5 protein-coding genes are annotated in these 24945 nt (G+C 65.1%); 4 read left to right on the top strand and 1 reads right to left on the bottom strand.

What is annotated here, in order from left to right; all coding sequences use genetic code 11:
* Positions 1 to 57: 57 nt before the first annotated feature.
* From ACTDXD_RS01990 to ACTDXD_RS01975, 4 genes are all read left to right on the top strand, one after another.
* On the top strand, positions 58 to 2631 hold the full coding sequence (locus tag ACTDXD_RS01990) for an amino acid adenylation domain-containing protein (RefSeq protein ID WP_440125540.1): 2574 nt from the start codon (positions 58 to 60) through the stop codon (positions 2629 to 2631).
* 174 nt (positions 2632 to 2805) lie between these two features.
* Entirely contained in the window at positions 2806 to 8679 is a 5874-nt protein-coding gene (locus ACTDXD_RS01985; protein WP_440125538.1) for an amino acid adenylation domain-containing protein, read from the top strand.
* A 226-nt stretch (positions 8680 to 8905) separates the two neighbouring features.
* Complete coding sequence (locus ACTDXD_RS01980) at positions 8906 to 22546, top strand: amino acid adenylation domain-containing protein (RefSeq protein WP_440125536.1); 13641 nt, start codon at positions 8906 to 8908, stop codon at positions 22544 to 22546.
* A 173-nt stretch (positions 22547 to 22719) separates the two neighbouring features.
* Positions 22720 to 23784 carry an alpha/beta hydrolase gene (locus tag ACTDXD_RS01975; RefSeq protein WP_440125534.1) on the top strand — a complete coding sequence of 355 codons (1065 nt, stop codon included), beginning with the start codon at positions 22720 to 22722 and terminating at the stop codon, positions 23782 to 23784.
* 74 nt (positions 23785 to 23858) lie between these two features.
* Here ACTDXD_RS01975 and ACTDXD_RS01970 read toward each other — a convergent pair whose 3' ends face one another.
* The gene (locus ACTDXD_RS01970; RefSeq protein ID WP_440125532.1) at positions 23859 to 24887 is read right to left on the bottom strand and encodes an alpha/beta fold hydrolase; all 1029 of its coding nucleotides are present in this window, start codon (positions 24885 to 24887) and stop codon (positions 23859 to 23861) included.
* Between the last annotated feature and the right edge of the window lie 58 nt (positions 24888 to 24945).

Raw genomic sequence — 24945 nt, 5'->3', positions numbered from 1 at the left:
ACCGGACGGAAGAATCCTTCGAAACAACGTCGTGGTGGGCGTGGTCGGGGTGTGGTGTTGCCGCAGTTGTTGGTGTCGGCGGTGGAGTCGTGTGGTGATGCGGTGGCGGTGGTTGCTGGTGGGCGGTCGTTGTCGTATCGGGAGCTCGATGAGGTGTCGTCGCGGTGGGCTCGGTGGTTGATTTCTCGGGGTGTGGGTCCGGGGGATGCGGTGGTGGTGGCGGTGCCGCGTTCGCTCGAGTCGGTGGTGGTGTTGTGGGCGGTGGTGAAGTCGGGGGCGACTTTTGTGCCGGTGGATCCGGGGTATCCGGCTGAGCGTGTCGAGTTCATGGTGTCCGATTCGGGTGCTGTGTTGGTGGTGACGGTGTCGTCGGTGGTGGATGTGGTGTCGGTGTCGTGTCCGCCTGCGGTGCCGGTGGTGGTGTTCGATGATGCGGGTGTGGTGTCGGAGGTGGCGGGGTTGTCGTCGCGTCCGGTGTCGTATGCGGATCGGGTGCGGTCGGTGGAGCTTGTTGATGCGGCGTGGATGATTTATACGTCGGGGTCGACGGGGCGGCCTAAGGGTGTGGTGGTGTCTCATGCTGGTGTGGCGCCGTTGATTTCGGCTGAGCGTGAGCATTTCGGGGTGGATGGGTCGTCTCGGGTGTTGCATGTGTGTTCGCCGAGTTTCGATGTGTCGTTGTTGGAGTTGTTGGTGGGGTTTTCGGCGGGGGCGTCGGTGGTGGTGGCTCCGGCGGGTGTCGGTGGTGGGCCGGAGTTGGCGGAGTTGATTGCGGCGGAGCGGGTGTCGCATGTGTTCATGACGCCGGGTGCGTTGGGGTCGATGGATCCGGTGGGGTTGGATTCGTTGTCGACGGTGGTGGTGGCGGGGGAGTCGTTTACGCCGGAGTTGGTGCGGCGGTGGTCTGTTCCGGGTGTGCGGCGTTTTTTCAATGCGTATGGTCCGACGGAGACGACGATTTTGGCGACGAGTTCGTCGGAGTTGGTGGCGGGTTCGGTGGTGTCGATCGGGTCGGCGATTGCGGGGGTGGGGTGTTTTGTGCTGGATGAGCGGTTGCGTCCGGTGCCTGAGGGTGTGGTGGGGGAGTTGTATGTGGCGGGGGCGCAGGTGGCGCGGGGGTATCACGGTCGTGTGGGGTTGACGTCGTCTCGTTTTGTGGCGGATCCGTTTTCGTTGTCGGGTGGGCGGATGTATCGGACGGGGGATCTGGTGCGTCGGGGTGGTGATGGGGTGTTGGAGTATGTGGGGCGTAGCGATTTTCAGGTGAAGGTGCGGGGGTTTCGTATCGAGTTGGGGGAGATCGATGCGGTGTTGTCGTCGTTGCCGGGGGTGGGTTTTGCGGTGACGGTGGGGTCGGTGTTGGCGTCGGGTGAGTCGGCGTTGGTGTCGTATGTGGTGGCGGAGTCGGGTGTGGTGCTCGAGTCGGGTGTGGTGCGTGAGCGGGTGGCGGGGGTGTTGCCGGGGTATATGGTGCCGGCGTTGGTGGTGGTGCTTGATGAGGTGCCGTTGACTCCGGTGGGGAAGGTGGATCGGGGGGCGTTGCCGGAGCCGGTGTTTGCGGTGCGGGAGTTTCGGGCGCCGCGGTCGGTGGTGGAGGAGTCGGTGGCGTCGGTGGTGGCGTCGGTGTTGGGTCTGGGGCGGGTCGGTTTGGATGATTCGTTTGTGGATTTGGGTGGGAATTCGTTGGCGGCGACTCGTGTGGTGGCGCGGTTGTCGTCGGTGGTGGGTGTGCGGGTGCCGGTGTCGGTGGTGTTCGAGGTGGGGTCGGTGGAGGAGTTGGCTGCCCGGATCGAAACACTGGTCGGCTCGGATGAGCCCGTCACCGATGGTGCATTCGACATGGTCATCCCGCTCCGTGCCGGAGATCCAGAGCTCGAAGCGGTCTTCTTCGTGCACCCGGTGGTCGGGCTCGCGTGGAGCTTCGCGGAATTGGCGACCTACGTCGAGAAAGGACGGCCTGTCTACGGGCTCCAATCTCCCGCATTGTCCGGTAGCGGCGTAATGCCCGGATCGATCGAAGAGTGGGCCGGACTCTACGTGTCCGAGATCCGCCGTCTCCAGCCCCACGGGCGCTACCACCTCGCGGGTTGGTCGATGGGCGGGGTGATTGCCCACGAAATGGCCGTACAGCTGCAGCGCGACGGGGGAACGGTGGCATCGCTGACACTGCTCGACACGCAGGTTCCTGCCCCGTCGGATCCCCCCGTCGACGCGGAGCAGGTTGCCCTCGCCGCATTGCAGGGCGGTGTCTGTGCAGGTCTGGGTAACACGGACAGATTGGTGGCGGAAATCACACGGGAGCTGGATGAGGGCGCGGTCGGGGGGCTCGCGACGATCGATTTCCTCGACGGAATCGGATGTTCGTTCGACCTTCTCGCGCATCATCGGCCCGGACGGTTCGCCGGCGACCTCCTCTTCGTGGCAGCGCGGGGATCGGAACCGGGAGCGGATCATTCCCGCCTCGACTGGACCCCCTTCGTGGTGGGTGAGGTGCACCGCCGTGAGGTCGAGGTGTCCCACTGGGAACTGACGGGATCCCATGCGTGCAAAGTGCTCGGTCCGCTCGTGGGAGCCTGGACCGCTATTCACGAAATGTCCGAATTGTTCACTGTTTCAGCCGAAATCGAATAGTTCAATTGTCATTCAACTGGAAACGACGGTGTTCTCATGTAAGACTCGAAACCGGTCGGTGTGCGTGACTGGGTTTGTCGGGGGCCTCGTTCACGCAACAGCACTCGGCCCGCGGGTATCGCCGAACGTGCTGCCCACGACCGCATTCCGCCCCGATGTGAAACGGGGAGTGGTATGGCGATCGAGGTCATCGAGTCCGGGGATATACATACGAGCAGTACGGGACGTGAGGTGATCCGCCGGAACGGTCGTTCCGGGCGAACCAGGCGCCATGCCCCCATTCCCCTGCTACCCCATCTGCTCGCCGCGGCAGTGGAGCGTGATCCCGACGCGCCCGCAATTGTGTCCGACGGCAAGGTCCTCACGTATCGTGAGCTCGATGCCGCATCGTCGACATTGGCGCGGTTGCTGCTCGGTCGCGGTGTCGGGCCGGAAGACCGCGTTGCGATCCTGATGGCTCGCTCGCTCGAGTCGATTCTTGCGACGTGGGCAGTAGTCAAGACCGGTGCGGCATTCGTGCCGGTCGACCCGACCTACCCTGCCGACCGAATCGAATACATGCTCGCCGACTCCGCGTCCGCTCTTGTGTTGACCCTGTCGGCTCATGCCGAATCGGTGAGGACCGATGCCGATGTGGTTGTCGTCGACGCGTCCGAGACCGAATCGGCGCTTGCGGTACTGCCGTCGGACCCTGTGATGTTCGACGAGCGGGTTCGGATGTTGCGGCTCGAGCATCCGGCCTACATCATCTACACCTCGGGATCCACAGGTAAGCCCAAGGGCGTCGTGGTGTCGCATACGGGGCTGGCGAACCTCTGTGCTGAGCAAGTGGAGCGCTACGGGGTGGGTCCGGGTGCGCGGACGTTGCACTTCGCGTCTCCGAGTTTCGATGCATCGGTGTTGGAATTGCTGTTGGCGGTGGGTGAATCGTCGACGATGGTCGTCGCGCCGACAACTGTGTTCGGCGGTGTCGAACTGGCGGAGCTTATTGTTCGACAAGGGGTCACCCACGCGTTCGTCACGCCGGCTGCGTTGGCCTCGATGGATCCCGCGGGGTTGGACGTGCTGGAGTGTGTGGTCGTAGGAGGGGAAGCGTGTCCACCCGATCTTGTTGCGCGGTGGGCACGGAGTCGCCGGTTCTTCAATGCGTACGGCCCGACCGAGGCGACAGTCGCGATCACCATCTCCGATCCGTTGACGCCGGGCGAGGACGTGACGATCGGCGCGCCGATCCGCAATTCGGCGGGGCACGTGCTGGATTCGCGGTTGAATCCGGTTCCGGTCGGCGTAGCGGGTGAGTTGTATCTGTCAGGCCCGGGGATGGCGCGGGGATATCACGGTCGTCCTGGACTGACGGCATCACGATTCGTAGCGGCGGCGGGTGGTGCGCGGACATACCGGACCGGGGACCTGGTGCGCGGCCCGCGAGATGCTCGGCCGGGGTTCGTATATGTGGGGCGCAACGATTTTCAGGTGAAGGTGCGCGGATTCCGTATCGAGTTGGGTGAGATCGATGCGGTGCTGTCGTCGTTGCAGGGAGTGGATTTCGCGGTGACGTCGGGGTACTCGACTCCAGCCGGCGAAACCCGATTGGTGTCGTATGTGCACGGCATCGACCTCTCGCTCGATGTTCGTGAACTCGCCGAGCGTGCGGCAGGGCTCCTGCCGACGTACATGGTTCCCTCGGTGATAGTGCCCCTCGACCGGATTCCGCTCACTCCGTCCGGCAAGCTCGACCGCTCGGCGCTTCCCGAGCCCGATCTGATGGTCACCGAGTACAGGGCGCCGCAGTCGGCGACGGAAGTCGCGGTCGCGGCGGTGTTCGCGGATGCGCTCGGGGTTGCACAGGTCGGTCTCGACGACGACTTCTTCGACCTCGGCGGAAACTCACTGCTCGCGACGCGCGTGGTGGGTCACCTCCGCTCGGTGCTCGGCACCACCGTCACCGCCGCCGCATTGTTCGATGCTCCGACGGTGGGGTCGCTCGCCGCGCGTGTGGATATGTTGCCGTCTGCTGGGCCGTCGCTGCTTGCCCCGCGAACTCGTCCCGATCACCTACCTCTGTCCTACGCTCAGCAACGCATGTGGTTCCTCAACCGACTCGAACCACAGTCTCCGCTCTACAACGTTCCGCTCGCGGTACGGCTCACCGGACATCTCGACGTAGCGGCGATGCGCGCTGCGCTCGCCGACATCGTTGCGAGGCACGAGACGCTGCGTACGGTCTACCCCGAGAATGACGGTGTCGGTGAGCAGCGGATCCTCGAGTGGGGCGCTCTGGAATTCGATGTGGCGGTCGAGGCCGTGGAGGCGGAGGACCTTCCACAGAAGCTCGGCGAACTCGCAGGCGGACCATTCGACGTCACGACTCAGGTTCCCGTGCGCGCACGCATTCTCGCGACCGGACCGAGCGAACACGTCCTCGCCCTGGTGATGCACCACATCGCCGGCGACGGTTCGTCGCTGGCGCCGCTCGTGCGCGACCTCGTTTCCGCATACACCGCACGCAGCAGCGGCACTCGGCCGGACTGGGCCCCGATGCCGGTCCAGTACGCGGACTACACCCTCTGGCAGCGTGAGCTTCTCGGATCCGACGAGGACCCACGGTCTGTCGCAGGCAGACAACGTGCCTTCTGGACCGAGACCCTGGAGGGAATCCCCGGAACCCTAGAGCTCTGCACCGATCGCCCGCGTCCTGCGATCCTCGGTTCTGCCGGCGACCGGGTGCGTGCCATGCTCGACCCCGAGATGTACCGGAAGATCTCGGAACTGGCGCGTCGAGGCGGTGCGACTCCGTTCATGGTCATGCACGCGGCCCTCGCGATCCTCCTTGCGCGACTGTCCGACACTGCCGATGTGGTGGTCGGAACCCCGGTGTCCGGGCGATCTGTACCCGAACTCGACGATGTCGTCGGGATGTTCGTCAACATGCTCGCGCTCCGCACACCGGTGGATCTCGGCAGCACATTCAGCGAACTGCTCGACCAGGTGCGGACATCGGATCTCGCCGCATTCGACAACGCCGACATCCCGTTCGAACGACTCGTCGAGGTGCTCGATCCCGTTCGATCGCCCGCGCAGCATCCCGTGTTCCAGGTCGGATTCTCGTACCAGAACTTCACCGTCGATTCACTCGCCCTGCCGGGGCTGAAGGTCGAGCAGCTCGAAGCCGCATCGACGTCCGTCCGGTTCGATCTGCACGTGACCGTCGTCGACCACGGCGCCGGCGGAGGGCAGGGCGGGTTCGGTATCGAATTCGGCTTTGCCACAGAATTGTTCGATCGTCCGTCGGTTCAGCGGATGCTCGACCGTTATGTGCGCATCCTCGCTGCAGTGGTCGACGAGGCATCGGTTCCGGTCGGCGACATCGACCTGCACGATCCGCACGAACTCGAAGCCATGCTGCAGGCATGGGAAGCCGAGCAGCGTGCCGTCGGTCCCGGACGGACATTGGCCGACCTGTTCGACGATCAGGCACGCGCGACACCGGACGCGGTGGCCCTTGTCGAGGGAGCCGACACGATCACCTACGGGGATTTCGCGGCACGCGTGAACCGGCTGGCGCGGCTTCTCATCGACCGCGGAGTCGGACCGGAGACAGTAGTGGCTCTCGCCATGCGACGTTCGACCGATCTGGTCGTCGCGATGTACGCGGTGGCCGAGGCGGGTGGAGCGTATCTGCCACTGGACCCCGACCATCCGGCCGAACGCATCGAGTACATCCTCGACACGGCGTCCCCGGTGGGTGTTCTCACGACCTCTCGGGATCGGATCGCCCTACCGGCCGTCCCCTTCGTTCTGGAGCTGGATCGTCTCGATCTCGATCCATACGACGGCCGGCCGATCCGAAACTCCGACCGGCTCGCACCCCTGCGCTCCGACAACGCTGCCTACGTCATCTTCACCTCCGGCTCCACCGGCCGCCCCAAGGGCGTCGTGGTGTCCCACGGCGCGATCGTCAACCAGCTCGTCTGGAAGCGTGAACATTTCGCCCTCACTCCGTCCGATGCGGTCCTGCTCAAGACCGCGGCGACGTTCGACCTGTCGGTGTGGGAATTCTGGTCGGCGCTCACGTCAGGCGCACGGCTCGTGATCGCGGCACCCGACGGACATCGCGACCCCGCCTACCTCAACGATCTGATTCGGCGTGAACACGTCACTACCTTGCACGTGGTTCCGTCGATGCTCGACGCACTGCTCGACGATGCCGGCGGTGAGTTGCCCGACACGCTTCGCCGGGTCCTGGCGATCGGCGAAGCGCTGCCGATCGATACCGCCGAGCGGACCCTCGCTCGGTCCGACGCCGGACTGGTCAATCTCTACGGCCCGACGGAAGCTGCGGTCTCGGTGACTGCCCACGAGGTTCTCGAGCTGCCTTCGACGTCTGTGCCGATCGGCGAGCCCGTATCGAACACTCAGGTGTTCGTCCTCGACGAACGGCTCCACCCGGTGCCGCCGGGGGTGCCGGGCGAGCTGTACCTCGCCGGCACTCAGCTTGCCCGTGGCTACCTCGGACGGCCCGGCTTGACCACCGAACGTTTTGTCGCGAATCCGTTCGGTGAACCGGGGTCCCGGCTGTACCGAACGGGTGACATCGTGCGGTGGCGGCCGCACTACGAGAACGGCTCCGGCACCCTCGAATACCTCGAACGTGCGGATTTCCAAGTCAAGGTTCGGGGATTCCGCATCGAACTCGGTGAGATCGAGGTCGCCCTGCGTTCGCTGCCCCAGGTACGTGAAGCCGTCGCGTCGGTACAGCCGGGGGCCTCCGCGCAGTCCGGCGACCGCATCGTCGCATTCGTCGTACCCGCCGGGAACCAGCTGGATATTCCCGCGATGCGCTCGGAACTCACCCGGATACTGCCGTCCTACATGATTCCGCAGGGTTTCGTGACGCTGGACACGGTGCCCTTGAACATCAACGGCAAGGTCGACAGAAAGGCACTCCCGGAACCTGAGGTGGCCCCGCGCGCATACCGAGCACCGCGTACCACGACCGAGACTGCCGTCGCCGCTGCCTTCGCAGACGTGCTCGACACACCAGGGAAGGTCGGCCTCGACGACGACTTCTTCGACATCGGTGGCACATCGCTCAGCGCGGTGAAAGTGGTCGCGCGCGTGCGCGACTACCTGTTCGCCGAGGTACCGCTGCCGTGGCTGTTCCTGCATCCCACAGTGGAGCAGCTGGCCGCCCGCGTCGACGCCGAGACGGTCGGCGCCGGCACAGATGCCACCGGCCCATTCGACGCCGTACTTCCGTTCAAGACAGGAGGGACAGGCACGCCGGTCTTCTGCTTCCATCCCGTGACCGGCCTGTCCTGGAGCTTCGCGGGTCTTGCCCGTCACCTGGGCGAGAACCGCCCGGTCTACGGCCTGCAGTCGCCCGCACTGAGGGAGGGCGCCGACCTGCCTGCAGACATCGAATCCTGGGCAGACGAATATGTACGGAGCATCCGCACCATCGCACCGCACGGTCCCTACCACCTGGTGGGATGGTCGATGGGTGGGGTGCTCGCCCACGCCGTCGCGGTCGCGCTGCAACGTGAGGGCGAACAGATCTCGACTCTCGCCGTGCTCGACACCTATCCCGCAGATGCCGAGATCGAGACGAAGACGGGTGGGCAGGAGCCGACGCCGACCGTAGGTGACATGTTCGGCGACAGCATCGACGATCGGCGGATGAACGGAACGCCCGTCGGGTCGATGTCGATTGCGGACCTCACACCCGAAGCCGCATCGGACCTGGCCGCATCTTTACCTGGACCACTGGGGGATCTCACCCCCCGGCGCATCGAGCAGATGTTCGACGGAGTGCGCCACTCTTACGACGTGCTGGCCTCACATCGGCCCAGCGAGTTCGACGGTGATCTGCTGATCTTCGTCGCAGGTGACGATCGGGGCGCGTCGGCCGCTGAGAGCTGGCACCACCATGTGAGCGGAGTGGTGGTCGCGGAGGTGGTCCCGGCGACACATTGGCAGATGCTCTCGCGAGATGCCGTGGATCACATCGGTCCGGTGCTCGGCCGCTGGCTGACGGGACGTTCCTGACCAGCGACAACTGAACAGCTCCTGAGGTGGGGTGGTCCGCAACCTGGGTCACCCCACCTTGCTGTGCCCGACTCGCCCGTAACGTGAGGAATCGTGCCCCGATGGTCTAATGGGGCTCGATACCGTCCGGTAGCCCGCCGGACCGGACATGGACGTAGGTGCGAGGAAAACAGTGGTGAGTGACGCCTGGCGTGAGCACGGGACGGAGCAAGGGGACAATACACGGATGAATCTCGATGATCCCCGTGGCGAGCGCCCGTCGGCTTCCGGACGCGTCCGCACCCGTCAGCGCCCGACGCGGCGTCGCGAACCTCGCGCGCTCCTGCTCCCGCAGCTGCTCGCCGCTGCGGTGGAACGCGATCCGTCGGCCACCGCGCTCGTACACGAGGATCGCTCGCTGACCTACGCGGAGATCGACGAGGCGTCCTCGAGGCTCGCCCGGCTGCTGATCGGGCAGGGCGTCGGACCGGAGGACGTGGTCGCGCTCGCGTTCGTTCGTTCGCTCGAGTCGGTCGTCGCGACCTGGGCCGTCGCCAAAACCGGTGCCGCTTTTGTGCCCGTCGACCCCAACTACCCTGCCGACCGGGTCGAGCACATGACTGTGGATTCCGGCGCGGTCCTCGGACTGACCCTCTCCGACACAGCACCGACCTTGCCGATGACGGCGCATTGGATTGCGCTCGACGATCCTGCCACGGTGGCGGAACTGTCGGGCCTTCCTGCCGAGCCTGTGTCGTTCGACGAGCGTGTCCGGGCATTGCGACTCGAGAATACGGCGTATGTGATCTATACGTCCGGGTCGACGGGGAAGCCCAAAGGTGTGGTGGTGTCACATTCGGGTTTGGCGAATTTCTGTGCTGAGCAGGTGGAACGGTACGGATTGGGCCCGGAATCCCGGACGTTGCATTTCGCGTCGCCGAGTTTCGATGCATCGATGATGGAACTGCTGCTTGCGGTGGGTGCATCGTCGACGATGGTGGTGGCGCCGACCTCGGTGTACGGCGGGGTGGAATTTGCAGATCTTATTGTGCGTCATGGAGTTACCCATGCCTTCGTGACGCCGGCTGCATTGGCGTCGGTGGATCCACAGGGATTGGGCGTACTCGAGTGTGTGGCCGTCGGTGGGGAAGCGTGTCCGCCGGAACTGGTAGCGCGGTGGGCGCCGGGTCGCCGGTTCTTCAATGTGTACGGTCCCACCGAGACGACGATCGTGATCACGATGTCGGATCCGCTTATGCCTGGTGAGCAGGTGACGATCGGTGCGCCGATTCGGAAGTCGGTCGGTCACGTGTTGGATTCGCGGTTGCATCCGGTTCCGGTGGGTGTGGCGGGTGAGTTGTATCTGTCGGGTCCGGGTGTGGCGCGTGGGTATCACGGTCGTGCGGGTTTGACGGCGTCGCGGTTCGTGGCGGCCCCGGGCGGTGCTCGGATGTATCGGACCGGGGATGTGGTGCGGGGTCCACGGGATGAGCGGTCGGGGATCGTGTATGTGGGGCGCAACGATTTTCAGGTTAAGGTGCGTGGTTTCCGTATCGAGTTGGGTGAGATCGATGCGGCGTTGTCGTCGTGTGCAGGGGTGGATTTTGCGGTGACGGTGGGGCATTCGACTGCGGCTGGTGAGACACAGCTGGTGTCGTATGTACATGGCGCCGCGGGAACGCGCCTCGATGTTCGCGCAATCTCCCGCGAGGTATCCGAACATCTTCCCTCGCATATGGTTCCGTCCGTTATTGTCGAGCTAGAGGCCATTCCGCTGTCACCCACTGGGAAGCTCGACCGCGACGCACTGCCCGATCCTGGGCCGGTGGTCACCGAGTTCCGGGCGCCGCAGTCGGCAACGGCAGTTGCGGTCGCTGCGGTGTTCGCAGATGTGCTCGGTGTCGAGCGGGTGGGTCTGGACGACGATTTCTTCGATCTCGGAGGAAACTCCCTCGTCGCGACCAGGGTCGCCGCTCGGCTCGGTGAGCGTCTCGACACGCGCGTGCCCGCTCGTCTGGTCTTCGAGGGCTCGACCGTGGCGGAACTTGCCGCGTCGATCGACGCGCTTACCGGTGATACCGCAAGGACACCCCTTGTGGCCGGGCTGCGACCCGATCCGATCCCGCTGTCGCCCGCGCAACAGCGGATCTGGTTCCTCAACCGCTTCGATACGGCCTCGGCCGCCGACAACATCCCCGTGGCCCTGCGACTGAGGGGCAGACTCGACATCTCGGCGCTTCGCGCGGCCGTCCACGACGTGATCGAACGACACGAATCACTGCGCACCGTCTACCCGGATCGCGACGGTGTGGGTTGTCAGTTGATTCTCGATGCAGCTCGGGTCGCGCCTGCCGTCGAGGCCGAGTTCGTGGATTCTGCCGCGGTACCCGATCGTGTCGTCCGCGCTGTCACCACCGGGTTCGACGTCGCCCGAGAAGTACCGCTTCGCGTGGAACTGCTGCAGGTGACCGACGACGAACATGTCCTGGTGCTCGTCGTGCATCACATCGCGGCCGATGGCGCTTCTACCGGTCCGTTCGTACGCGACCTCGCCGCCGCATACTTCGCTCGCGCTGCGGGGCAGGCCCCCGGATGGTCACCACTCGAGGTGCAGTACGCCGATTACACGCTGTGGCAGCGAGCGGTCCTCGGCCACGAGTCGGACCGCGACTCGGTCGCAGCACGGGAGATCGAATTCTGGACGAGAGCCCTCGATGAACTGCCCGACCGCCTCGACCTGCCGACCGACCGGCCGCGTCCGGGCGAGCCCTCCGGGCACGGTGGCTCCGTGGTGTTCGAACTCGACACCTCCCTGCACGCGGCGGTCGCGGAAATCGGGCAGGCAACGGGGTGCTCACCCTTCATGGTCGTGCATGCTGCGTTCGCAGCGCTGCTCGCGCGGTTGTCGTCGACCACGGACATCGCGATCGGAACCCCTGTAGCCGGTCGAGGTGAACAAGCCCTCGACGACCTCATCGGCATGTTCGTGAACACTCTCGTGCTGCGCACTGCTGTCGCACCGGGCGATACGTTCGCCAAACTGCTCGATCGAGTACGCACCGGTGATATCGACGCGTTCGCGCACGCCGAGTTGCCTTTCGAGCGGCTGGTCGAGGTCCTCGACCCTGTGCGCTCGACCGGGCACCATCCGTTGTTTCAGGTGGCGCTGTTCTTTCAGAACATGGACCGGCCGGATTTGTCGTTGCCGGAGCTCGACATCGAGACCGTCGACCTCGGGGGTGCCGTTGCCAAGTTCGATCTCCAGCTGACCGTCACTCCCCGACTCGACGCCGGTAAACCGTGCGGAATGTCCGCGCAGTTCACATATGCCACCGACCTCTTCGATGAGAACACGGTGCGAGGCTTTGCGGACGGGCTGGTCGCGACGCTCGAGGCACTGGTGTCCGATCTCGACACCGTCGTCGGTGATGTCGACCTGCTCGCACCCGCCACCCGCCGAGCACTCGTCCACACTGTCAACGCCACCGAGCGCGCCGTGGACAGCGGAACGCTCCTCTCGGAATACCGCGCCCAGGTCCGCCGCACCCCGGATGCCCCCGCTGTCGTCTTCAGCGACGAGATGCTGACCTACGCGCAGTTCGACGCGCGGGTCAACCGGCTCGCACGGTATCTCATCGGCACGGGCGTAGGGCCGGAAGCGCTCGTCGCGATCGGTATCCGTCGTTCAGTCGATCTCGTGGTGGCGATCTACGCGGTGATCACCGCTGGGGGCGCGTATGTCCCACTCGATCCGGACCATCCCTCGGAGCGGATCGGGCACATTCTCGACACGGCGCAGCCGGTATGCGTGCTCACCACTGGCGCCGACGCTGCCGATCTGCCTCCGCACGCGAACACCGTCGAGGTCGACACCCTCGAATTGGATTTGTATGCAGTGCAATCAGTTCAGGATGGCGAACTCGGAGGGCCGATTCGGCCGGGCACCCCCGCGTACGTGATCTTCACATCCGGCTCGACCGGACGCCCCAAGGGCGTCGCTGTGTCGCACGAGGCGATCGTCAACCAGGTCGCCTGGATGGTCCATGAATACGCCATCGGTGCAGACGATGTGTACCTGCAGAAAACCGCCACCACCTTCGACGTGTCGCTGTGGGGGTGGTTCCTGCCGCTGCGCAGCGGTGCCCGCCTGATCGTCGCCGACCACGACGGGCACCGCGACCCGGCGTACGTCGCCGACATGATCGATCGCCACCGTGTGACCCTCACGGATTTCGTGCCATCGATGCTCACCGTGTTCGCCGCGCAGGCTCCGGCCGGGAGCTGCGCCGATCTACGCCACGTGTTCGTCATCGGTGAGGCGCTCCCACCGAAGACTGTCGCCGCCTTCCGTCGTCTCGGCACGAGTGCCGCTGTGCACAATCTGTACGGTCCCACCGAAGCTGCAGTCTCGGCGACGTACCGACCGGCCGACGACGCGACTGGGGTCGTTCCCATCGGAATACCTGAATGGAACGTGCAGGTGTACGTCCTCGACGCGCGTCTGCAGCCGGTGGGACTCGGTACACCGGGCGAGCTCTACCTCGGGGGCGTCCAGCTCGCGCGCGGATACGTCCGCCGACCGGACCTGACCTCCGACCGGTTTGTCGCAAACCCGCTCGGGCAGGCAGGTGAGCGGATGTACCGCACGGGCGACCTCGTTCGATGGATCCGCACCGGCAGCGACACCGTCGTGCTCGACTACTTGGGTCGAAGTGACTTCCAGGTCAAATTCCGTGGACAGCGGATCGAACTCGGCGAGATCGAGACCGCGTTGCTCGCCCACCCCGGAATCACCCAAGCTGTCGCACTCGTGACGTCCACGTCGACCGGCGACCAGCTCGTCGCCTACGTGGTCGGCGAGTCCGTCGATCGGCAGGCCCTCCTGGCCGCCGTGCGGGAGACCCTGCCGTCGTACATGGTGCCGTCGGCCACCGTCGTGCTCGATGCGTTCCCTCTCAACACGAGTGGCAAGCTTGACCGGAAAGCGCTGCCCGCACCTACTTTCGAATCGCGGGGGTTCCGCGCGGCACAAACCCCTGTCGAGGAGATCGTCGCCGGTGTCTTCGGCGATGTCCTCGGCGTCGATCGGGTGGGTCGCGACGACGACTTCTTCGACCTCGGAGGTAACTCGCTCGTGGCGACCCAGGTCGTGTCGCGCCTCGGCACTGCTCTGGGCACTCGTGTTCCGGTACGTGCATTGTTCGAGTATTCGGTCGTGGAAACCCTTGCTGCACATGTAGAGTCCATGTCCGGCGACTTGCGCGTGGCACCCTTGGCAGCGCAAACCAGGCCGGAGCGGATCCCCTTGTCGCTGGCGCAGCAGCGGATGTGGTTCCTGAACCGGTTCGAGCCCGACTCGTCCGTGAACAACCTGCCACTCGCGATCCGCCTGCGCGGAGCGCTCGACGTCGACGCCCTGCGCGCCGCGGTCGCAGACCTCGTCCGACGACACGAGTCGCTGCGGACCGTCTACCCCGAATCGGACGGTATTGCACAGCAGGTGATCCTTCCCACAGTGTCCGCCGTGCCGGACATCGTGGTGGTCGACGCCGACCATGCGGATGTGTCGCGACACGTCGAGGCGGCAGTGACAGAAGGTTTCGATGTCACTGAGCAGGTGCCGCTGCGCATCTGTCTGCTGCGTCTCGGTCACGACGAGCACGTGCTCGTCGTGGTACTGCACCACATCAGCGGCGACGGATTCTCGATGGGGCCGCTCGCCCGGGACGTCATGCTCGCCTACACCTCGCGTGTGGACGGCCATGAGCCCGACTGGTCACCGATGCCGGTGCAGTACGCGGACTACACGCTGTGGCAGCGCGACGTCCTCGGATCCGAATCGGATCCTGAGTCGCCGATCTCTCGGCAGCTCGCCTACTGGCGGGAGAGGCTGAAGGGAATCCCCGACCAGCTGGACCTGCCCGCGGATCGACCCCGTCCCGCGGTCACGTCGTACCGCGGAGCGAACACCGCATTCGAAATCGACGCGTCGACCCACACAGCCCTCGAACGACTTGCCCGCACAAGGGGAACGACGCTGTTCATGGTCGTGCACAGTGCACTGGCGGCGCTGCTGGCCCGGCTGTCCGGTACGGGAGACATCGTCGTCGGCTCGCCCATCGCGGGCCGCGGTGAACAGCTGCTCGACGACATGATCGGGATGTTCGTCAACACACTGGTGCTGCGCACCGAGGTGAACCCATCCGACACCTTCGGCGATCTGCTCGCCCGCGTCCGCGAAACCGACCTCGGCGCATTCGGGCATGCGGACCTACCGTTCGAGCGCCTCGTCGAGGCACTCGATCCCGAACGTTCTCAGGCTCGGCATCCGCTCTTCCAGATCGCTCTGACGTTCCAGAATCTGGGGCATTCCCGTTTCGACCTTCCAGAGCTGGCCGTCGATCCTGTGGATTTCCCGATCACCGACGCCAAATTCGACCTGCAGGTCACCGTCGTCGAATCCTTCGGTCCGGACGGGGACCCAGGCGGAATGGCAGTGGCGCTCAACTACGCCACGGATCTGTTCGACGAGAGCACGATGAGCACATTCGGCGATCGACTCGGCCGGATGCTCAGCGCTGTCGCCGCCGACCCCGACGTGGTGATCGGCGACGTGCCGCTGCTCTCCGATGAACAACGCGCGATGCTGCTCGACGCGTGGAACGAGCCCGGTACTCGTGCAAGTGACCACACGCTCGTACAGCGCTTCGTCGATCAGGCGACGCTCACTCCCGACGCAATTGCCGTGACGTTCGGTGATCGCCACCTGACGTACCGCGAACTTGCCGCCCGCGTGAACCGGCTCGCACGTGTACTGATCGATCAGGGTGTCGGACCTGACTCCCTGGTCGCGGTCGCGATGACCCGCTCCGACGACCTCGTGGTCGCGCTGCTGGCGGTGCAGCAGGCCGGCGGCGGATATCTGCCTATCGACCTCACCTATCCGGCCGAGCGCTTGGAGTTCATGCTCGCCGATGCGTCACCGGTCGTCGTACTCGTCTCGGGCGCCCACGACGAACTGCCCAGCACTGGTATACCCGTAATCGACCTCGACGAGACAGATCTGTCGACGCACAGCGATGCACCCGTGAGCGACGAGGAACGCACCGCACCGTTGCGCAGCGACAACCTCGCCTACGTCATCTACACTTCCGGATCCACCGGGCGCCCCAAAGGGGTGCAGGTTCCGCACCGGACGGTCCTCGAGTTGTTCGAGAACACCCGAGGAGCCTTCGAATTCGACGGCGACGACGTGTGGACCCTGTTTCACTCGTATGCTTTCGACTTCTCGGTGTGGGAATTGTGGGGCCCGCTGCTCCACGGTGGCAGGCTCGTCGTGGTCGACCACTTCACGTCCCGATCGCCGGAGGACTTCCGTTCCCTCCTCATGCGGGAGCAGGTCACGGTCCTCAACCAGACACCGTCGGCGTTCTATCAACTTGCCGAGGCCGATCGTGTTGCGCAGGCCCAGGGCACGGGCCGACTCGCGCTGCGGTACGTCGTTTTCGGCGGTGAGGCCCTCGACCTCCGCCGCCTGACCGACTGGTACGGCAGGCATGCCGACGATGCGCCGCGCCTTGTGAACATGTATGGCATCACCGAGACCACGGTGCATGTCTCCCGCCTCGAACTGTCGTCGGCCGACAGTGAGAGCACAGCGAGCCTCGTGGGCCGTGCAATCCCCGGACTCGGCGTGTACGTCCTGGATCCGCGACTGCAACCGGTGCCTGTCGGGGTCCCCGGTGAAATGTACGTTCGCGGTGATCAGCTCACTCGCGGGTATCTCGGCCGCGGTGCGTTGACCTCGGGACGATTCGTCGCCGACCCGTTCGGCTCGTCGGGAACCCGCATGTACCGAACCGGCGACATCGCGCGCTGGTCGGCCTCCGGGCAACTCGAATACGTCGGACGCAGTGACTCGCAGGTGCAGCTGCGCGGTTTCCGTGTCGAACTCGGGGAGATCGAGGCCGCCCTGACCTCAGTCGACGGTGTTGCGCATGCGGTCGCTGTGGTGCGGACCGACTCGCACACCGGCGACAAACTCGTCGGATACGTCGTCCCGCGCGCAGGCGCCGGGGTTGTTCCTGTCGAAGTGCTCGAGGAGGTCGGGCAGTTCCTGACCGGCTATATGGTGCCCGACGCGATCGTCATCCTCGATGCGTTGCCACTCACCCCGAACGGCAAACTCGACAAGAAAGCGCTCCCCGCGCCGGTGTTTGTCGGCGACAAGAAATTCCGTGCGCCCTCGACACCGGCGGAGGTGACGATCGCGGAGGTCTTCGCCGATGTGCTCGGCATCGACGAGGTCGGTGTCGACGACTCGTTCTTCGCGCTCGGAGGCGACAGCATCGTGTCGATCCAGTTGGTCTCGCGCGCCAAGGCGCTCGGTATCGTGTTCACGCCCCGGGAGGTCTTCGAGCAGCGCACCGTGGCCGGACTTGCCGAGGTGGCGCGGATCGGGACCGACGCGGTGCCGTCGCTACCCGAACTCGACGGGGGAGGGGTCGGCGAGATCCCGCTCACTCCGATCTTGCGATACATGGTTGAGCGCGGCGGCTCCTTCGACCGTTACACCCAGACAATCGCGCTCGAGTTGCCCGAGAACATCGCGCGACGGGATGTGGTCGCGACCATCGCCGCTGTCGTCGATCGGCACGATATTCTGCGGGCATCGTTGCGGTGCAACGATGCCCGCGAATGGGTGCTCTCGACAACCGCGCCAGGAACTGTCGATGTCGATTCTCTCGTGTCCCGTGTGGAGGTGTCCGCGGATGCGGACGACGCGCAGTGGCGCAGTATCGCGGCCGAGGAACTCGACACTGCCGAGGGGCGACTGGATCCGTCGCAGGGCATCGTCCTGCAGTTCGTCTGGCTCGACCCTGCGCCCGGAGCAGGCCGCAACGGACGGCTGATCGTTGTCGGACATCATCTCGTGGTCGACGGCGTGTCGTGGCGAATTCTGGTACCCGATTTCGTGACCGCGTGGGCACAGATCGATCACGGACAGCCTGTGGTGCTGCAATCGGTCGGAACGTCGTTCCGGACCTGGGCCGATGCCCTCGTTCGCAGCGCCGACAATCACGCAGCAGAATTGCCGCTGTGGACGTCGATCCTGACAGGACCCGATCCGCTGCTGGGTGCGCGTGCCTTCGATCCCACAGTCGATCTCGCGTCGGCCGTCGAGAAAGTTCAGGTCAGAGTCGCAGCCGAGGTCACCGACACGCTGCTCACCACGCTGCCCGAGCTCTACCACGGCAGCGTCAACGATGTGTTGCTCACGGGGCTTGCGTTGGCGCTGGCCGGTTGGCGTCGCGACCGCGGCACCGACGAGTTGTCCGCGCTGATCGCACTTGAAGGGCACGGTCGCGAGGAAGATCTGGTCCTCGGGGCCGACCTCTCACGCACCGTCGGCTGGTTCACTGCCATGTTCCCGGTTCGACTCGACTTGCTCGGTATCGATCTCGATGACGCCGTCGACGGTGGTCCGGCTGCGGGCGCCGCGCTCAAACTCGTCAAGGAGCAATTGCGTGCTGTCCCCCACAAGGGGCTCGGTTACGGATTGCTCCGCTACTGCAACAACGACACGGGTGGGCAACTCGCGCAATTGCCGTCCGCCCAGGTCAGCTTCAACTACCTCGGACGCCTCGACGCCGGTGAGGTGTCGCAGGACCAGGCCGCGGAACTGGGCTGGCTTCCCGTCGGAGACCTCGGCGACCTGTCCGGCAGCAACGACAGTGACGCCCCCGCGCTCACCTCGGTGGATATCAACGCAGTGGTGATCGGCGGAGAGCTCGGCGCGAACCTCGGTTTTCCCTCCGGGCTGCTCGGCCGCGACGACGTCGAGGAACTCGGACAATGGTGGGTGCGCGCACTCGAAGCGCTCGCCACCCACGCGGCTCGCCCCGACGCAGGCGGTCGCACGCCGACCGATCTGCCTCTGGTCGACGTCACCCAACGCGACATCGCCGCCTGGGAAGCGGAGTACCCCAACGTTTCCGACGTCTGGCCGCTCGCACCGTTGCAATCCGGACTGCTCTACCACGCGCAGCTCGCCGAAGGGCAGTCCGATGTCTACAGCACCCAGGTGCTGATCCATCTCGCAGGACTTGTCGACCCTGCGCGACTTCGAGTCGCTGCCACTGCGCTCCTCGGCCGGCATCCCAACTTGCGGACCGCCTTCGTCGCTGCCGAGTCCGGTGAACCGGTTCAGGTCGTTGTCGACGATGTCGCACTGCCGTGGCGAGAGCTCGACCTCACCCGGCAGGGAACCTGCGCAGCCGATGCCGTCGAACTCGATGCGATGCTGCGTGCCGACCAGGACACGGCCTTCGATCTGTCGGCGCCGCCCCTGATCCGCTTCACGATGGTCCGGACCGGAGTCGACTCGTGGACACTCGCGGTCACGAGCCATCACATTCTCCTCGACGGCTGGTCCATGCCGTTGTTGATGAAGGACCTGCTTGTGCTCTACGCGACCTCGGGTGATGCTGCGGTACTGGGGCGGGTGCCGTCCTACCGCGGTTATCTCGAGTGGCTGAGTGGTCGTGACCATCGAGAATCGGTCGACGCGTGGGTTCGAGTGCTGGAAGGAGTCGACGAACCGACGCTGCTTGCAGGCACCGAGGCCGACGTCACCGGTGCAAGCTCGGCCGAGCACCACGTCGATCTCGGTCGCGAACGCAGCGATGCTCTGACGGACGTCGCAGCGAGGCTCGCTGTGACCGTCAACACTGTGTTGCAGGGAGCGTGGGCGACGCTCATCGGCCGCATGACGGGGCGAGAGGATGTCCTGTTCGGCACTACGGTGTCGGGTCGCCCCGCGGACCTTCCGGGCGTCGAATCGATGGTCGGGTTGTTCATCAATACGTTGCCCGTCCGCGTACGGCTGTCCGAGTCGGCCACGATCGAGGACCTACTCCAGCGCATCCAGATCGATCAGGCGTCGCTGCTCGACCACCACCATGTGGGCCTCGCCGAGATCCAGCAACAGACAGGTCTGGGAGCGCTGTTCGACACTCTGCTCGTGTACGAGTCGTATCCGGTGGATCGCAGCGGCATCGCAGACGCGGGATCGATCGACGGACTGGTCGTTGCGGGTGTGAATACTCGCGACGCCACGCACTATCCGCTGACCGTCGCCGTCACTTCCGAAGACACGGTTGCCCTCGGATTCAAGTATCGTAGTGACATTCTCGACGCCGACACCGTAACGGTGCTCGCCACCAGGTACCTGCGAATCCTCGACGGCATCATCGCCGATCCCGCGACGCGCATCGATGCCCTGCCGTACTTCGACGCTGCCGAGCTCGAAGGTCTGACTCACAGGCACGGCGGTGCGGCTGAATCGCCGGTTCCGCTCGGAGACTTTCTTGCGGCCGCCGCCGAGGGCAACCCCGACGGCATCGCTGCGGTCGACGACGGCCGCGAGTGGACCTACGCGGAGCTCGACGCGTTCTCTTCTCGATTGGCTCGGTTGCTGATCGGACGCGGGATGGGAACGGAAGATGTTGTGGCGCTTGGATTTACGCGTTCGATCGAGTCGATCGCTGCGGTGTGGGCGGTGGCGAAGACCGGTGCTGCGTACGTTCCAATCGATCCGAACTACCCTGCTGACCGAATTACGCACATGGTTTCGGACTCAGGGGCGGTGCTGGGTCTGACCGTGACGCCGCATCTCGTCGAACTGCCGGACGACGTCGAATGGATCGACCTGATGGCGCACGAGACCATCGCTCGGATGGACGCATGGCCGGGTGGTCCGATCACGGCGGACGAGCGCGTACGCCGTGTACGCGCTGACAACAGCGCGTACATCATCTACACGTCCGGCTCGACCGGGCTGCCCAAGGGAGTTGTCGTCACCCACTCCGGGCTGGCGAATTTCGCGGCCGAGCAACGCGATCGGTACACGCTGGGCGTCGACACCAGGGCGCTGCATTTCGCATCACCGAGCTTCGACGCGTCGGTTCTGGAGCTGTTGATGGCCTTCGCCTCAGGAGGGACGCTCGTGATTGCACCGCCGAACATCTACGGCGGTCGCGATCTCGCAGACTTCATCCGCACCGAAGGCGTCACACACGCGTTCATCACCCCGGCGGCGATCTCCTCGCTCGATCCTGAGGGACTCGACGAACTGCGTGTCCTCGTGGCAGGAGGGGAGATGGTGGCGCCCGAACTGGTGTCGCGCTGGGCGTCCGGGCGTGCATTCCACAACGGTTACGGTCCCACCGAAACCACGATCATGACCAACATCAGTGCACCGTTGACTCCCGGCGACGATGTGACGATCGGCGGACCGATCCGAGGCGTCGGTGCCGTCGTGCTCGACGCCCGGTTGAGACCCGCCCCGGTCGGAGTTGCCGGCGAGCTCTACGTGTCGGGGATACAACTGGCGCGTGGGTACCTGGGAAGAGCGGCGCTCACGTCCGACCGTTTCGTCGCCGACCCGTTCGGGTCGGGGACCCGGCTCTATCGGACCGGCGACCTGGTCCGCTGGACCGATTCCGGCGACCTCGCCTACGTGGGTCGATCGGACTTTCAGGTCAAGATCCGTGGGTTCCGAATCGAACTCGACGAGATCGATGCAGTGCTTCGGCGTGACGAAGCGGTGGACTTCTCGGTCACGATCGCCCGGACGTCCGAGGCAGGCACCGCGCGGCTCGTCTCCTACGTGACCTCGGTGCCCGGACGGGCTGTCGAAACGGAGGAACTCCTCCGTGCGGCTGCGCGCGCGCTGCCTCGGCACATGATTCCGGACGCGATTGTCGTCCTCGAGGGCGTACCACTGACTCCGGTGGGCAAACTCGATCGGGCGGCCCTGCCCGAACCTGCTACGTCGGTTCGGCCGTACCGCGCGCCGCGCACGAATCGTGAAGAGCTGGTCGCACGCGTGTTTGCGGACGCTCTCGAGATCGACCGGGTCGGACTGGACGACGACTTCTTCGACGTCGGGGGGAACTCCCTTATCGCGACCCAGGTGGTAGCACGGCTACGGGACGAGTCCGGCGTAGCCGTGCGTGTCCCCTGGCTCCTCGAGTCCCCCGTGGTGGAAGATCTCGCTGCTCGGCTCGGTGTCGACGGCGAAGCGGCCACGGGACCGGACGCTGCCCTCTCGGTGATCTTGCCGTTGCGTGCGGGTGACGCTGCGGGGACCGTGTTCTGTTTGCACCCTATGATCGGGCTCGCCTGGTCCTACGCACCGCTCGCGGCACGCCTGGACGGACGGGGCGCGGTGTACGGGATTCAGACCCCCGCGCTGACCGAACCCGATTTTGCCGGGGCGTCACTGGACGATCTCGCCCGCAGGTACGCCGACGAGATCGTCTCCACCGAGCCGCACGGACCGTACCGTCTGCTCGGCTGGTCTTTGGGCGGTGTGCTTGCGCATGCGGTGGCAGTCGAACTCCAGTCCCGCGGTCTGAGTGTGGACGAACTCGCGCTGATCGACAGCATCCCGCAGATCGACACCGACCGTTTCGAATCGGAGATCTCTGAGAACCTACGGACGCTCGGCGTGGAGGTGGATCCTGTGACGCTCGACGGGCAGCTTCCGCGCGCGGCGGCCGAAGCGCTTGTGGGCGCGATCCCGGCGGAGCTGATCGACCTCGATGTCGAGAGAGTGCAGCGGATCTTCGCTGCCGCGATGACGTCACCGGATCTGATCAACCGTCACGAACCCGCAGTGTTCGCCGGTGACGTGAAGTTCTTCAGTGCGGTTGCGGAGCACCCGACCGAAGCGGACGCCGCGGACCTGTGGGTGCCGTTCGTCACGGGACGTGTTCGTACCCGATTCGTGCCGGGAGGACACGGGGAGATGATGGAACCGCTCGCCCTCGACGTCATCGTGCCTGCTCTGGGCATTGGTCGTGTCGATCTTGATCCGCGGTGATCTCCAGGTAGGGTGTGCTCGCGCAGGACTGGCCGGTCGCGGGTGCGCGATCCACGGTAACGTGCATGCCTGACCTGTAGATATACGTATTGCTGCGCCGGTCGGTGCACCTCGGACGCATCCGAGGTCTGAAAAATCATGTCCCGGAAACGGGCCTGAGGAGGTTCAAGCGAATGAAGGTTGTCGAGTCGCGGACATGCACTCGAAGGACGAGACTCGCCGCGCTCTCGGCAGCTGTCGTAGCACTGCCGTTGTTCTTCGGTGGAGCTACGGCCGCGGCCGACCCGGTCTGGGACAGCGAGCAGCCTCTCGAGGTCGCCGAGTCCGAGAACGGCTCCTACATCACGCGTATCGAGCAGTACGGCGAGCAGCAACTCCTCGTCTACGTCCACTCGGCGTCGATGAACAAGGAAGTTCTCCTAGATGTGTGGCGTCCGGCAGACACCAGCGAGCCCCGCCCGACGCTGTACCTGTTGAACGGTGCGGGCGGCGGTGAGGACAGCGCGACGTGGCGGTTCCGCACCGACGCCATCGACTTCTTCAAAGACAAGAACCTCAACGTCGTCTCGCCGGTCGGTGGCAAATGGAGTTACTACACTGACTGGAAGAACGAGGATCCGGTTCTCGGTGTGAACAAGTGGGAGACCTTCCTCACCAAGGAAATCCCGCCGCTGATCGATGCTGCACTGGGAACCAACGGCGTCAACGCGATCGCGGGTCTTTCCTCGTCGGGCACATCGGTTCTCCAGCTCGCCATTGAAGGCGGCGACCTCTACCAGGGTGTGGCAGCCTACAGTGGCTGTGCCCAAACCTCGGATCCGATCGGTCAGCAGTTCGTGAAGGTCACCACGGAGACCTGGGGGGGCGGCGACACCCGCAACATGTGGGGCGAGCTCGACGACCCGATGTGGCGCGAGAAGGACCCCTACCTCAACGCCGAGCAGTTGCGCGGCCTCGAGCTGTACATCTCGAACGGTAACGGTCTGCCCGGCCCGTACGACACGCTCGACGGCCCGCAGATCGACGGCCAGGTGGACGTGCTCGCGAATCAGATCGTCGTCGGCGGCGTTATCGAGGCGGCGACGAACTACTGCACGCACAACCTGCAGAACCGACTGAACGAACTGGACATCCCCGCCACCTACAACTTCCGCGATTCGGGTAGCCACTCGTGGGGGTATTGGCAGGACGATCTGAAGGATTCGTGGCCGGTGCTCCAGCGCGCACTCGGACTGTGATCGGCCCTTCCTGCGCATGAAGTGAAATGCCCCTCCTGTCGATGACAGGAGGGGCATTGTCGTTCGGGCGACCTTTACCCGGCGTCGGGTGCATCCGGAACGGTGCAGGGAGCTTCGTGGGCTTCGGCGTAAGCGGGATCGAGGGCGGACTTCACCAGATACAGCGATTCGGGGAGCATCAACATCGTCGAATGATCTGCGGGCGAGGCCGGGCACAGGTCCTGGACCCACTTGTTCTGGACCGCGGCGCCAGCATCGGGCTCGAGGAACGAGCTCTCCGGCGGTGTCACGATTCCGTCGTGGCGCGTCGCGATCGACGTGTAGGTGATTCCAGGCAATGTCTCGGGGCCGTCGTTGAGCGCTGCGAGCACCCGGGAACCGATGAGCTGTTGCTGCCCGGCGACACCGAGGTTGGTGCCGGCGAACAGTGCCTGCGCGACGATGTCGTTGCCGTTTGTCAGGCCGAAGATCGCCAGCGCCGCGTACAGCTGCTGGAGCCCGTTGAAAGACGTGCCGTGATTCGTTGCACCGAGCATGACGAGGTTCTCGACCTTGTTACGTGCCGGGACGAGAAGATCGGCTCCACCTTCGAACTTCAGGTACTGCCGCGATAGCATTCCGCCCTGCGAGTGTCCGACCAGATCGACCTTGTCGCTGCCGGTGTGCTCGAGGACAGCATCGACGAAGTCCCGTACCTCGACTGCGGACTTCTCGATGTCGGTGACGCCCCAGATCGTCTTGTCGGGATCGAACACGGCCTTCGCGCCGCCGTAGTTCAGCGCATATACGCAGTAGCCGAGGTCGGCGAGCTGCGGCGCGACGATCGGCCACGTCTGCATCATTCCCGACCCGGTTCCATGCACGAGTACCACCGGTCGCGGATGTTCCGGCGACGGCACACAGTCGAGGTCGTTTGCTCCCTCGGGGCTCTGCCCCATCGTCGCGAGCATGCCGGCCAGACGGCTCTCACTCGGGGCGGTTTCGCTCGAGGGCGGGTCGACGGTGGGCTGGGCAGACGCCATCGCCGGTGTGGTGACCAGCGACGCCGAGACAGCAAGGGCAGCGGTGGCTGTGGCCACAGCGATCCGGCGCGCAAATTTCATGGAGGCTCCTCGTGCGGACCGCCGGGGTCGTGGCGTATCCGTACCTGATCGGTCTGGA

Source organism: Rhodococcus sp. SJ-3 (assembly GCF_051918125.1).
GTDB lineage: Bacteria > Actinomycetota > Actinomycetes > Mycobacteriales > Mycobacteriaceae > Rhodococcus.
Note: the sequence above shows the minus strand (reverse complement) of the source record. Positions and strands in the feature narration are given on the sequence as shown.